Source organism: Paenibacillus sp. p3-SID867 (assembly GCF_025142895.1).
Taxonomy (GTDB): domain Bacteria; phylum Bacillota; class Bacilli; order Paenibacillales; family Paenibacillaceae; genus Paenibacillus_AQ.
Map to the genome: position 1 here is coordinate 176410 of NZ_JAMBDM010000002.1, position 12980 is coordinate 189389.

General features: G+C 50.9%; 9 protein-coding genes. 3 read left to right on the forward strand and 6 right to left on the reverse strand.

Annotated elements, in window-relative coordinates:
* The first annotated feature begins 58 nt into the window (after window positions 1-58).
* Both M4D81_RS04070 and M4D81_RS04075 read left to right on the forward strand, forming a co-directional pair.
* The gene (locus M4D81_RS04070; RefSeq protein ID WP_071219422.1) at window positions 59-1579 is read left to right on the forward strand and encodes an ABC transporter substrate-binding protein; all 1521 of its coding nucleotides are present in this window, start codon (window positions 59-61) and stop codon (window positions 1577-1579) included.
* Between the two features lie 131 nt (window positions 1580-1710).
* Complete coding sequence (locus M4D81_RS04075; RefSeq protein ID WP_260064573.1) at window positions 1711-4491, forward strand: endo-beta-N-acetylglucosaminidase; 2781 nt, start codon at window positions 1711-1713, stop codon at window positions 4489-4491.
* 297 nt (window positions 4492-4788) lie between these two features.
* On the opposite strand, the gene M4D81_RS04080 is transcribed toward M4D81_RS04075, so the two are convergent.
* From M4D81_RS04080 to M4D81_RS04095, 4 genes are all read right to left on the reverse strand, one after another.
* Window positions 4789-6294, reverse strand: a complete 1506-nt coding sequence (locus tag M4D81_RS04080) for an alpha/beta hydrolase (protein WP_260064575.1) — start codon at window positions 6292-6294, stop codon at window positions 4789-4791.
* A gap of 104 nt (window positions 6295-6398) precedes the next feature.
* A complete protein-coding gene (locus M4D81_RS04085; protein ID WP_260064576.1) occupies window positions 6399-7004 on the reverse strand; it encodes a response regulator transcription factor in 606 nt (201 codons plus the stop codon).
* The gene (locus tag M4D81_RS04090) at window positions 7001-8122 is read right to left on the reverse strand and encodes a sensor histidine kinase (RefSeq protein WP_260064578.1); all 1122 of its coding nucleotides are present in this window, start codon (window positions 8120-8122) and stop codon (window positions 7001-7003) included. The genes M4D81_RS04085 and M4D81_RS04090 overlap by 4 nt, the downstream gene beginning before the upstream one ends.
* 19 nt (window positions 8123-8141) lie before the next feature.
* On the reverse strand, window positions 8142-9278 hold the full coding sequence (locus tag M4D81_RS04095; protein WP_260064579.1) for a DUF418 domain-containing protein: 1137 nt from the start codon (window positions 9276-9278) through the stop codon (window positions 8142-8144).
* Window positions 9279-9671: 393 nt separating this feature from the next.
* On the opposite strand from M4D81_RS04095, the gene M4D81_RS04100 reads away from it, so the two are divergent.
* Window positions 9672-11774 carry a TerD family protein gene (locus M4D81_RS04100; RefSeq protein WP_260064581.1) on the forward strand — a complete coding sequence of 701 codons (2103 nt, stop codon included), beginning with the start codon at window positions 9672-9674 and terminating at the stop codon, window positions 11772-11774.
* 113 nt (window positions 11775-11887) lie between these two features.
* Here M4D81_RS04100 and M4D81_RS04105 read toward each other — a convergent pair whose 3' ends face one another.
* Both M4D81_RS04105 and M4D81_RS04110 read right to left on the reverse strand, forming a co-directional pair.
* Window positions 11888-12445, reverse strand: coding sequence for a YdeI/OmpD-associated family protein (locus tag M4D81_RS04105; RefSeq protein ID WP_260064582.1), 558 nt, complete (start codon window positions 12443-12445; stop codon window positions 11888-11890).
* Between the two features lie 9 nt (window positions 12446-12454).
* A complete protein-coding gene (locus tag M4D81_RS04110; protein WP_260064583.1) occupies window positions 12455-12889 on the reverse strand; it encodes a VOC family protein in 435 nt (144 codons plus the stop codon).
* Between the last annotated feature and the right edge of the window lie 91 nt (window positions 12890-12980).

A 12980-nucleotide genomic window follows, 5' to 3' on the forward strand; every position in this document is an offset into this window, starting at 1 on the left:
AGGTGTGTAAGCGGTGTCAATATAGCATTAACCATTAAGTGATACAGGGGGAAAACACATGTTTAAGAAAAAGGTTTCTATACTGTCCCTTGCTCTTGTGCTTCTGCTGACGGTTGTATTGTCGGCTTGCGGCAGCAAGGAAGGAGCTAAGTCCGGCGAGCCTGCGAAGGAAGAGGCAGCCGTTCAGAGCGACGGCACGGTCGATGCTTCCAAGCTGGATCCGGTCAAACTGAAAATGTACATGATCGGGCCTAACCAGAAGGATCTTCCCGTGGTACAAGAGGAAATCAATAAATATTTGACGGAAAAAATCAATGCAACGCTCGAGATCAGTATGATCGACTGGGGCGATTACAGCCAGCGGATGCAGGTTATTACAAGCTCCGGCGAGAATTACGACATCGCCTTCACTAGCTCATGGGCGTTCGATTATCTTCCAAATGCAGCGAAGGGCGCATTTAAGCCGCTGAATGATCTGCTTGATCAATATGGAAAAGGCATTAAGGAAGCGCTGGATCCTCGTTTCTTGGAAGGAACGAAGGTGAACGGCGTGAACTATGGCATCCCGGCCAACAAGGAATTGGCACAGCAGTTTGTATGGCGTTTCAATAAGAAGTATCTGGATAAGTACAACCTGGACATTTCCAAGGTGACAACACTTGAGGATCTGGAGCCGCTTCTGAAAACGATTAAAGAGAACGAGCCTGCGGATATTACACCGCTTGCCGTACCGAAAGGCTTTAAGCCTTACTTGCCGGTCGACTTCCCGCTTGGTGATGAAATTCCGATCGGTATGTACCTTGACACCAAAGACTTTAAATTTGAGAATCTGCTGGATTCACCTGAACTGAAATCGGCTCTGACCACGATGCGCAAATATTATAAAGCGGGTTATGTGCGCGAGGACGTAGCGACGCTCGACGGCATTGATAACATCAAAACCGGCAAATGGCTCGTGGACCGCGAGATCACACAGCCATACGCGGAGCTCGGCTGGTCCAGAAACGCGGGATATGACATTGTGACAAGACCGATGCACGATCCGGTCATTTACACCAGCTCCGCAGCGGGTTCGATGATGGCGATTTCTTCGTACTCCAAAAATCCGGAGCGGGCGATGATGTTCTTGAACCTGCTGAACACGGATGAGAAACTGCGCAATATGATTCAATACGGTTTGGAAGGCACGCACTACAAGAAGCTTGAAGGACCATACATCGAAGATATGCCTGCTATGCAGGAAAACTATGCCATGCCTGGATTTGCGCTCGGTAATATGTTCCTGACGTATCTTCATGAAGGCGAGCCTGAAGACAAGTGGGAAGCATTCGAGAAGTTTAACAGCTCGGCTGTGGTAGCTCCTACGTTCGGCTTTAACTTCGACACGGCTCCGGTAAAAACGGAGGTTGCGGCTATCACCAACGTAGCGAAAGAATTCATTCCTGCGCTGTACACCGGCTCCATCGATCCTGAAGAATACTTGCCAAAAGCAAAACAGAAATTCCAGGATGCTGGAATTGACAAGGTTATCGCTGAAGCTCAAAAGCAGTTTGATGAGTGGAAGGCTCAAAACAAGTAATCCATAAAAGTGTATGAGGGGGTAGAAACGGCTGATCTAAAGCGGCCGTTTCTCTCTGTCATTCCTTCTTTTCGATGGAAAACGCATTCAATGTCCACCACGAAATCATGAAATAAACAGGAGGTTTTCCCATGAAACGAATCAAACCGGATTATTTAACGAAAGCCCAGTGGAAACGCAGAATGACGGTATGGATGAGCACGGCAGTGCTGGCCGCGTCCCTGACGGGTTTTGCTGGAGAAGCCGAAGCAGCACAGCCTCACTCATCATATTGGTATCCGAACACGCTGCTGGAATGGTCGCCGTCCACGGATAAGGATGCGCTATTTAATCGGGGAACGGTTAAGCTGGAGGATCAGCGTCTCCAGGGTCATAAGGTAAACAGCAATGCCAAGGAGGAAGTGAAGGTTTTATCGATCGCCTCCATGTATCCAAGCACAAGCGGAGCTCCTTCCCAAGGCTCGGAGAAGTTCCATACCTATACGTTCAGCAATTGGCAGTATATCGACAAGCTGGTGATGTGGGGCGGCTCGGCAGGCGAAGGATTGATCGTTCCGCCAAGCGCCGACGTGATCGATGCGGCTCACAAGAATGGCGTACCTGTTTTTGGAACCGTTTTCTTGCCGCAAACCGAGCATGGAGGCAAAATCCAGTGGATGCATGATCTGTTAAAGCAGCGGGAGGATGGATCCTTCCCGGTTGCAGACAAACTGATTGAGGTTGCCACGTATTACGGATTTGACGGCTGGTTCATCAATCAGGAGACTCAGGGCGGAACGCCTGAGGATGCCGCCAAGATGGCCCAGTTTTTAACGTATCTTCAGCAGAAAAAGGCACCGGGCATGGAAGTGATCTGGTACGATTCCATGATCAAGGAAGGACCGGTGAAGTGGCAGGGGGCTTTGACGGACAAGAACGAAATGTTCTTCCAGGCGGGAAATCAGCGCGTTTCCGACCATATGTTTATCGATTTCCGCTGGCAGTTCAAAGACGAGAAGAATGGCCAATACGATTACATTACTCCGTTCCTGAATTCCCGGGCCAAAGCGGCGGAGCTTGGCCGCAGTCCGTATGATCTATACGCTGGCATCGACGTGGAGGCGAAGGGCTACGAAGGCAAGTTCAATTGGCCGGTTGTATTCCCGGACGGCAAGAAAGCTACGACTTCTCTCGGCATTTATCGTCCCGATTGGGCGTTCAACAGCTCCGAAACCCATGAGGAGTATATGAAAAAGGAGCAGATTTTCTGGGCGGGACCTGGCATGAATCCGGCTAATACCTCGCTGCCTGAAGGGACCGATCCGCTGGCCTGGAGAGGGATTGCGAATGATGTGGTTGCCAAAACCGTGCTCACCGATTCCGAATTTGTCACCCATTTCAATACCGGCAACGGCCATATGTTTGCGGTGGACGGCAAAGTGATGCGGAGCAGAGACTGGAGCAATCGGAGCCTGCAGGATATTTTGCCGACCTGGCGCTGGATCACGGAAACTAACGGCAAGGGTGAAGCCCTCAAGCCTGGATTTGACTTCAGCAAATCCTACTACGGAGGCAGCTCGCTTCAGGTGGCGGGTGCGGTAAGCAAAGGCTCCTCTACCCATGTCAAGCTGTATAAGGCGAATATCCCGGTAGAACCGACGACGGAAGTATCGCTCGTCTATGCGGACAATGCGAAGGACGCCAAGGTGAAGATTGGTTTGGCATTCTCCGATGCACCGGATCGGTATGAATTTTTCGAGCCTGGCAAGTGGACTGCCACGGGCGCCGATCAGGACTGGAAGCAGGGCAGCGTTAAGCTGAACAAGTATAAAGGCCGCACGATCGTGGGAATCTCGCTGCAATTCGAATCTGCCGCGGATATAGCGGATTATCGGGCCAATATTGGAAAACTGGCTGTTACTCAGGTGAATGATAAGGCGAAGAAACCGCACCAGGTGACCGATCTTCAGGTCATCGATAATGATTTCCGCGACGGAATTTATGGAGATGCGCGATTGTCTTGGAAGGCACCGAAACAGGCTGAGGACGTAATGTACTACCAGGTGTACCGGGTTCATCCGGACGGCAAGTACGAGCTGATGGGCATGACGGGGAATACGGTATATTACGTGCCGGAAATGAAGCGACTGCTGAAGGAGCAGGCAACCAAGATGGTCGTGATTCCGGTGAACCGCCATTACGAACAAGGAAAAGCATCGTCGGTAAGCTTTGACTGGCCGGAATATCCGAAGCCGGTTGCAGCCTTCAAAGCGGATAAAACGCTGATCGCACCGGGAGAAACGGTACAATTCACGGATCTTTCCTCGGAAGTGACGGAGTCCTGGAGCTGGAGCTTCCCGGGCGGACAGCCAGCATCCAGCACGGAGCAGAATCCTAAAGTGACATATCCGGAGGAAGGAACGTACGAAGTGACGCTAACCGCTACCAATAGCGTTGGCGAGGACTTGGTTCGGAAGAAGCTCATCACGGTTACACGGGAAGCGGAGAATGGCGTGGGCAACCTTGCTCTTGGTAAGGAAACATCAGCATCCAGCTTCGTGAATGAGAAGGAAGCACCTGCATTTGCGGTGGACGGCAATGCCGCTACCAAATGGTGTGCTGTTGGAGACGGGCCTCACTGGCTGACGGTGGACCTGGGAGCCGAGCATAAGCTCAGCGAATTCGTGATCAAGCATGCGGAAGCCGGAGGCGAGCCGGCCGCGTTCAATACGCGGGCATTTACCATTCAGGTAAGCTCGGACGGCAAGGAATGGAAGGATGCGGTATCGGTCAAAGACAATACGAAAGCGGTCAGCAGCCATGCCATCGAACTTACCTCCGCACGGTACGTGCGTCTTCAGATAGAGAAGGCGACGCAAGGCGGGGACACGGCTACGCGGATTTATGATTTTGAAGTACTGGGTTTGAAATAATTCGGATGACTAGAAGGGCGTTTCCCATAAGGGGGACGCTCTTTTTTTGGGGTTGTTGATAACGTCCGGGCTCCTCATAGCGGCCGTTAAGGCCCTAAGCCGGCGCGTATAGTCGATAGATAATGGAGTCATTTATAATGAGAATCGATTTTTTAATTATTTATGAGGTATATTATGAGCGAATATACAAAAAATGGACACAGAGCGGGAGGATGTTTGATTCTTGAACAAAAATGACCCGAAAAGATCACTTATTCCAAAGTGCCTCATGCGGGTCATTGACTCATACTTATGGATTTATTCACCTTGAAAAACCGAGCTCGGATATTTCACTTCCGGATAGTCCTCAGTGGGACCGGCCAGAAGCTTACTCTCGATTCCGCGTAAATGCTGGTTGAAAAACTCCAAAAGATAGCGATTGACGATTTCTGCGCCCCTTGCTCCATTCATGCTTCCGGTCATGCCAGTCAGTCCGATAAGCGGAGAGTATAACTGGAGATCAGTGAAGTTATAATGCCCGGCTCCTTCAATATAAACGGTCCTTCCATACCCTTGCTGCGATAAACGGTCCATCAGCTTCAGTTCCGTTTCCCGATTCGCCAGAATGGTGTCAAATTGTTCTCGCGTTAATCGGAGCCCCTTGAGCTCAGCATCCGTGGCCGGTGTTTTGCGGTACTTCGCCTGCTGCTCGTTCACATTCATAAAATCTTCGGATTCCATGAACATAAACGGTTTCTTCATGTCGTCCCGATCCTTCGTGATGAACAACGTGCCATCCATATTCACGCCGGCCTTGATTCGCGGGTTGGAATAAACGGCTTCAAAAGCTGCTGCCCCACCGAAGGAATGACCCAACATGCCGATGTTGTCTATATCCAGCATTCCTTCGAATCTGCTGGTAATGGCGCCTGAATGCAGCTTCTCTAACTGATTCACAATAAATGCTGTATCCTTGTTCCACACATCTAAAATGGCGCGGCTGTCTTCAAATAATCGCTCTTGAGACTGCTCCGTAAGGAATCCGGTCTTGCGCCCGTCCGGAAATGCAGTCATAACGGTACTGTAAGTATGATCGACTGCGAATACGATATAGCCGTGGCTGGCAAGATGTTCAGCCTGCGAGGTATACAAAATTCTGCCGACCCCCATGCCGTGTGACAGCAGCACCACTGGATACGGATTGTCCGCGGGATGCAAATCGGCATGGATAGATGTATTGGCCTTGCTGTATTTCCAGTAGTCGAGGGCGGGAACGGGAAGGCCCAGATATCCGGAATAAGCTTGCATATAGGCATGGAAGAGCCCTCTATCCTTAGGGAACACCGAATTTTTCTCTGCGCTCCGTCCAGATTCCGCAGCAGGGTACCATACCTGAACGACCAGCTCTCGCTTGTCGCCCTTCTGCTCGGTAAACGATTCTTCCCGGTCGTCATCGATAAAATGGAACGTTTCTGTTCCCACACTGAACTCGCCTAAAGGCTTGGGTAAATGAAAGACCGGCAGCAATACCGATAAGGCAACCGATACGCCCAGCAAAACAATGGATAGAGCCAATATCGTGTAACGCAGCAGTTTTCCGACTTTTCTGCGTCTAAATAAGACGAAGGCGAGGAGCAAAGCGGCGACGATATAGGCCGGAATCATCTGCCACCTATAGCCCTCAAACAGCAGTTGCACGGCTAACAGTGAGCCACAAGCGACGCCGGCTATAGCCTCTGTCGTCCGGTTGATTGTGTTACGGAACAGTAAGACCATCAGCACCAAAACGCTGGATGCCACCAACACCATCTCCAATACTCGCATACATTCTCTCCCTTGTTGCTCCAATTTCCTATTATCGTAACGGATCAAGGTTAAAACGAGCGGACGGTTCTGGTTAAAAATGGTTTAAATTTGGGTCACGTGTTTTACAGCCACCCTTTATCTTCGGCGATCGCCACGGCCTGCTGCCGGGAATCAGCCTCCAGCTTCTGTATGGCGGAGGAGAGGTAGTTGCGAACGGTGCCTCTCGTCAGAAACAGGGCTTTGCTGATGTCGCCGGTGGTCATGCCTTCCTTGGTTAAGCGAAGCATTTCAATTTCCCGTTCACTGAGCGGATTCTCCTCCTTCATGAAGAGCGCCGCCGCCAGATCGGTGCTCACAACCCGCTCGCCCTTCATGACCCGCCGAATGGCTTCGATCAAGAAATCGATCGGCTCATCCTTTAACAGATATCCCTCTACTTGAGCATCCATTGCTTTTTGCAAATAACCCGGGCGCGCAAAGGTCGTAACGATCATGATTTTGCAGGGCAGACCTGCTTGTCGTATGGATTCGGCCAATTCCAGGCCGCTGATATGAGGCATCTCGATGTCGAGCAGGCACACGTCCGGCTGATGCTGCCGGATCGCGTCCCAGGCTCGCTGCCCGTCGGGCACCTCGGCAACGACCTCAATGTCATCTTCGAAATGAAGCAATGAGGCGAATGCACCGCGAAGCATTTTCTGATCTTCCGCAATAACGATTCGAATCATGAAGTGTCCTCCTTTTCATGCCGGCGAAGCGGGAGATTCAAGGATACCCTGGTGCCTCCCTCAGGCGATGGGGCGATGGCGAAAGAGCCGCCCAGCGTCTTCATCCGCTCCATGATCGACGGGATGCCGTTTCCGTCGCGGTTCCCCGCCAGCCCCACGCCGTCATCCGCGATATGGATTCCGAAGGCATGGTCCTTCGTTTCCAGTCTGATCGTGCACCGCTTGGCACGGCTATGCTTGATAATATTGGTCATGGCTTCCCGGACGCAGAGCGCAAGCATCGTTTCCTCCACGCTGGATAACAGCGGGAGCTTCTCCGGATTCTCGATGCTCAGCGAAATTCCTGCTGTATGCAGCAGTTTGGCCGAATGCTCCAGCTCGCTTGCCAGCGAGATGAACTTCATATCGGATACCAGCTCCCTTACTTGCTTCAGGGCCGTTCGGGTGGTATCGAGAATCTCGCTTAGCTCTCGCTTGGCTTGGGCAGCATCTTTATCTACCCATTTCGTTGCCAGCTCGCTCTTCATTTTGATCATCATGAGGGTCTGCCCCAAGGTATCGTGGAGATCCCTGGCGATTCGCTGCCGCTCCTCCTGCTGGATATACTTTGCGATCTGCTCGTTGGCTTCATCAAGCTCCCCCTGCAGGCTTTTTGCTTTCTCCTTGATGTAGATGACGATAGGGTATACCGTCTGGATGATCATGAACGGAAGGTAAATGGCGTTGGACGTTTCGAGCAACGGTTCCTGACGGATAACAAACACGAGCAGGTACGACAGAGCAATGGCCCCGCTGCCGATGGCGATGTGCCCCTTCGACTTGGACCGGCCCAGCAAGTCGGCAAAAATAATCCCGAACATCAGGGTGCTCGGCCCCGTATATACCCCGAGTACGCTGACGGCGAACAAGCCCGTCAGCACGGCAGCCAGCAGCCAGCCGCCCCTGCGCCATAGTGCGATATAGAACGAAACAAGGAACAGCAGGAGCAGCAAGAGGCTGCCCCACAGTCCCAGCGCTGTATCCGAGCGAAACACCCGGTAGCATAAGAATACGGTCAGTATGATATCAATGAGCAAATAACTTTTGATCTGGTCCCTCGGGTACAATTTATAGAACATATCAAGCCTCCAATATCGGCTATCTTGATTCGAAGAAACCTACCGCCTGTTTACGGACGGTTTCCATGGGTCCCAGCTTGAAGCCGCGAAGCCACAAGGATGCCATGCCCAGCTGAAACGCGGAGATTACCAGCCAGACGGCGATAATAGCGGCCGAATTCAGCTCGCCGGCAAGGCCCAAGCCCCAGCCGTAGAATACCGCGGATGCCATGATGTTTTGGAGCACGTAGCAGCTCAGCGACATTTTTCCGGCGTTCTCCAGAAGGCGCCAAAGCCATTCCAACTTCGTATATTGTATCATTCTCGCCAAAATTGCTATATACCCCATGGACATCAGCGGGGCGAATAAATAGCGAACCGGCAGATCGAAAGCGCCGCCAGGCACAAAAATAAGCAGGTTGAGCGGTACGCCTACATATATCCCCAGCCTAAATAGCCTTTTCCGCAGCCTTTTTCCATTCTCGTCCGGGGAGAATACGCCTGAGCGCATGAAGCGAATCCCGAGCAGGAACAGAAACACGTTAGTCGGTATCACGAGGATGGCTTCCATTCGCAGCGGAAGGAAGTTCGCCAGCCGATATTGGACTTGCTCCATCCAGGTGCCTTCCTGATAAAGGGCAACAACATCGTCAAAGCTGCCCAACGATACGCTTGCGCCGCTAGCCAGCATAAGTCCCGCGAGGGCCAGAATCGCAATAGCGAAGACGCTGCCGATTACGTTCATCGTACGTGCGATGAGCCGGTCGCCGCCCTTTACGATGAAGGCTGCAATGATGGCGGTTACTCCATAACTCATTAAGATGTCATACTCCATGACCAATATAAAATGCAGCAGGCCTTCTAGGACCAGAAACAGGACGGCCCACAAATAGACGCCCGGCCACGGCTTTCCCTTGCGCTTGGCCTGTCGATACTTCATTTCCAGGCCGACGCCGAACATGATGGTCAGCAGTCCGAGCAGTTTCCCGTTCACCAGGAATAAAACGATCATGCGAAGTAAGTCATTCGCTCCCCACCAACCGGAATGATCAAAGGTAGTAATGTACCTGAGGTCCCCCGCATGCGCGAAAATCCAAATATTCGTCCCGAGCGTTCCCAGGATCGCAAAGCCCCGTAAAATGTCCAGCAGGCGGATTCTGTCCTTTCGTTGTTCCATCTCCCATTCCTTCTTTCTTCTAAGTTCTCTTGTCACTATTGTAGGAACGATCCGACCGGCGCAACATTCACACCTGTAAAGAGATCCGTATGACACGTGTCATAAATGTTGGGAAAGCGAACGGTGGTCATTTTCCAAAGTCGTAATACTTTCGCCCTGTTGGCCGACTATCGGGTATGGGATGATGGGTTCATCAAAGATTTTGAGGTCATGGACTTTGAAACTTTGGCCTTCAGGCTATTGCGATCCTTCCTTCTATTTCAATTGGCGAACCTAGGGTCGCAGCTTTCCTGAAGGAGTTTTATTCAAGAGAGGAGGCGTCCAGGCTATCATATTCCTTCCTTCTATTATTCCTTTAATGACATTAGGGATATGGCTCTCCTGGACTCTTTTATGATGATGAATACCATTTATTTGCGAAGAGCGAACAAATTGATTGTAAATGAAGGCCAAGGGCCGGGGCGGCTATCGAAAGCTTATTTGGCGACGGCTATAAAAAACATCGAAACTCTTGGATTTGCGTTCTCATATCCACTATTACACGCGATTCGTACCTTATCCGAGGAACAGTTTGAAGCATTTTACCAACCACTGATTGCCGATTTAAGGCTGCTGGTAGGTGCGCATGTGAAATATGAGCCGATGTATCCTGCTTTTCCGATGCAGGTGATGGAGGAGGATGACGCGGAGCTCTATCTGAATGCCATCTATCATTACCTTACTTGGGATCTGCCTGAGTATGAGCTTGAGGAGAGACCTCCGCTGCAGGACGAAGTCAAACGGAAAGTCATTGAACTGGGGAGCAAAACGGATTTTTATGCCATGATACGTCAGCTTATCCAGGCTAAAGGCTCCATCTCCCAAACAGATAAAGAGGATATTGAGGCCGTTATCAAGTTAGCAGATGCGGATGAACTGGATGCCATTCTCCCTCCCGAGATTCCGTTCAAGGAGAATGCGGGATTCGTGGCAGCCTCATTAATGAAGCATGACAAGGGGGATGTCGAGCTGATCGGGCGTTATTTCAAAACCGCAACCGATGTCCTTCGTCTGGCGGTGGCGTGGTCAGACGGAGATGTCAGTCTGGCGGAAGCCACGCGGTTTCGCAAATTTAAGCGGCGTGAAAGACGACTGCTTCTGGGATTGCTGGAACGCTGCCATCCGATAACGGAGGATATGCTCAGATTTAAGGACCGCTGGATTCGTTTGGGCGAAATTCTGCATCCATCCGAATATAAGCATCGGTATATACGCTGCGAGGAAGCTTTTGATATTTTACGCAATCATAAGCCCTTTACCACGTATAACGGGAGTGTGGAGCTTGCATTTCAGTACAACCAGGTCTGGAATTTGATTGATCTGTTGATGCAGCGTCCGGGGGAATTTGCCCGCAGATTGGATCAGTTATTGCGATCCACCGAACATACGGAGTATGTTGTACTGGCCTTTGGCGAAGTCGCGAGTCAAGTATCGACGCCGGTATTGCTGCAAGTGAAGAACCATTTTGCCCGCCGCCGTGAGCCTCAAGAGCTGCGCGTCTTTTTTCCGAAAGGAAATGTGGCCAAAGCCTTTGCCGTACCCCATACGCTCCCGGAGATTGATGAAGCGACATGCCGGGACATCGTGCAGGTATGCGAGCAGGCGTTGATCCAGCGGTTTGCCGCACTGCCGCCCTTAGGAAAGGCCTATGTCGACGAGCGCTTGAAGGACTATCATGTGCCGTTCTCCCAGAGATCGGCAAGCAAAGCCCTGCATACGTTGGTTCGGGGAAGCCGCGTGCCGATGACGGAAGGGGATACCATCCGTTTCTTCAGCTGGTGGAAGGAGGGACGGGTTGACGGGGAGCCTACGGGCCGCGTGGATATTGACCTGTCCGCCGTCATGTATGATCACGACTGGCAGTATGTCGAGCATATCTCTTATACGAATCTGCGGTCATCCAATTACAAGGCTGTCCACAGCGGAGACATCGTGTCGGCCCCTCAAGGAGCATGCGAATTCATTGATTTGCATATTCCATCCATCGTCCAGTACGGCGGACGTTATATTGTGGCGACTCTTCATTCGTTTACGAATCAACTGTACTGCAACCTGCCGGAGTGCTTCGTGGGCTGGATGATGCGCAAGAAACCCGGTTCCGGTGAAATATTCGAGCCATCGACGGTGGCCAATAAAATCGATGTCGCAGCAGATACGCAGATCGCTATTCCTGTTATTTTGGATTTGGCGGAACGTACGGTTATCTGGACCGATCTGTCCCTGACGAGACATCCACATTACTACAACAATGTAGAAGGGAATCAGAAGGGGATGGTCTTGATGGGGAAAGCCATGACAACCTTACGGAAAGCTGACCTGTATGATCTTTTCATGCTGCATGCGAAGGCAAGAGGAGAGTGGGTAGATACAGCGGATCAGGCGGAAACGATCTTTTCGGTGGAAAATGGGGTTACTCCATTCGATATTGAGCAGATTATGGCGGAGTATGTGGTGTAAAAGTGGATGCAAATGGAGGTCATGATGAATGAGGAGCAGCTTACGCTGCTCCTTTTGGGGCCTGGAGCGTGAAGTAACATAGAAGGTGAAGCATAGTTTCGGCTTTGAGGGGTTTACTTCCCTAAAAGACGACCATCATCATTCCATTTTCCATACATTTTATTTATACGAGTATGTTCGATGAATTTATCCAATCGTGTATGATACAGACTTGCGTCGCTTTGCACGGACTGGATGTTGTCGATCCTGACTCTAACATATAGCTCTGGCAGGGCTTTGAAGTTATGGTACAGCCTTTCGTCCTGCTGTAACTCCATCCATATAGATTCCTGAATTACAAAAGCTTCGGTCCTCATATCGGGCAGTACTTTCTTTCCTGCTTCAGTCATTAATCCTAATCGCTCTAACCGTCGGACACGCTCTTTATTGAGCTCTGACCAGTTGCTGTTTTTCTTCCTGGGCGAGAAACGTTGTGCTGTATGCGTGGCATCCATTTTTTTGCGTGTGCTGTCAATCCAGCCAAAACATAAGGCTTCCTCAACCAAATCCAAATAATTTACGGAAGGATCCGTAATGATCGACCAGCAATAATCTTCAGCATGGTGATTATCGCTTAACCACTTCCGCCAATCCTGCCGGGTCTGCACATGTACCGTCTTATCGATTTCCATGTTTTTGGGTCACCCCTGGCTTCGTGAATTCAGCATCTCTAGATAGTGAGCATTGTACATAATGCCCAGCACGTTGCCGAATGGATCTGTAACAGATGCCGTGATAAAGCCTTCCCCCCGATGCACGAGCGGCTCGTACTCTTTAGCACCCATGGATTTCAATTGGCTCAGGGTGGCCTCTATATCATCGACATGCCAGTACATGATCGCTCCGCCGGGGCCGGACGTTGGTTGTGCAGGGGCAAAACGGCGATCGATGAGACCCAGCTCATGCTGGTAGTCTCCAACTCGAAATTCGGCATAGGCCAGTTGACCGTCGGGTCCCGAACGTTCGAAATAAGGTGTTATACCCAGCAGATCCGAATACCAAGCCTTTGCCGCTTCCATATCGTCCGACCAGTAACTGATGGTCGCAAATCCTCGCAATGTTGGGTGTGTGCTCATTATTATTTTCCTCCTATAACCCGCTATGGTTGGTGTTATAGCTATTATGAGCTGCGATGACTGACGGCGTTATGTCAGTGTTCTTATTAAG

Excerpts from the sequence above, each read along its gene's own strand:
- M4D81_RS04100 (WP_260064581.1), top strand. The coding sequence starts at position 9,672 with ATGATGATGAATACCATTTATTTGCGAAGAGCGAACAAATTGATTGTA.
- M4D81_RS04090 (WP_260064578.1), bottom strand. The coding sequence starts at position 8,122 with ATGTTCTATAAATTGTACCCGAGGGACCAGATCAAAAGTTATTTGCTC.
- M4D81_RS04095 (WP_260064579.1), bottom strand. The coding sequence starts at position 9,278 with ATGGAACAACGAAAGGACAGAATCCGCCTGCTGGACATTTTACGGGGC.
- M4D81_RS04110 (WP_260064583.1), bottom strand. The coding sequence starts at position 12,889 with ATGAGCACACACCCAACATTGCGAGGATTTGCGACCATCAGTTACTGG.
- M4D81_RS04070 (WP_071219422.1), top strand. The coding sequence starts at position 59 with ATGTTTAAGAAAAAGGTTTCTATACTGTCCCTTGCTCTTGTGCTTCTG.
- M4D81_RS04105 (WP_260064582.1), bottom strand. The coding sequence starts at position 12,445 with ATGGAAATCGATAAGACGGTACATGTGCAGACCCGGCAGGATTGGCGG.
- M4D81_RS04080 (WP_260064575.1), bottom strand. The coding sequence starts at position 6,294 with ATGCGAGTATTGGAGATGGTGTTGGTGGCATCCAGCGTTTTGGTGCTG.
- M4D81_RS04075 (WP_260064573.1), top strand. The coding sequence starts at position 1,711 with ATGAAACGAATCAAACCGGATTATTTAACGAAAGCCCAGTGGAAACGC.
- M4D81_RS04085 (WP_260064576.1), bottom strand. The coding sequence starts at position 7,004 with ATGATTCGAATCGTTATTGCGGAAGATCAGAAAATGCTTCGCGGTGCA.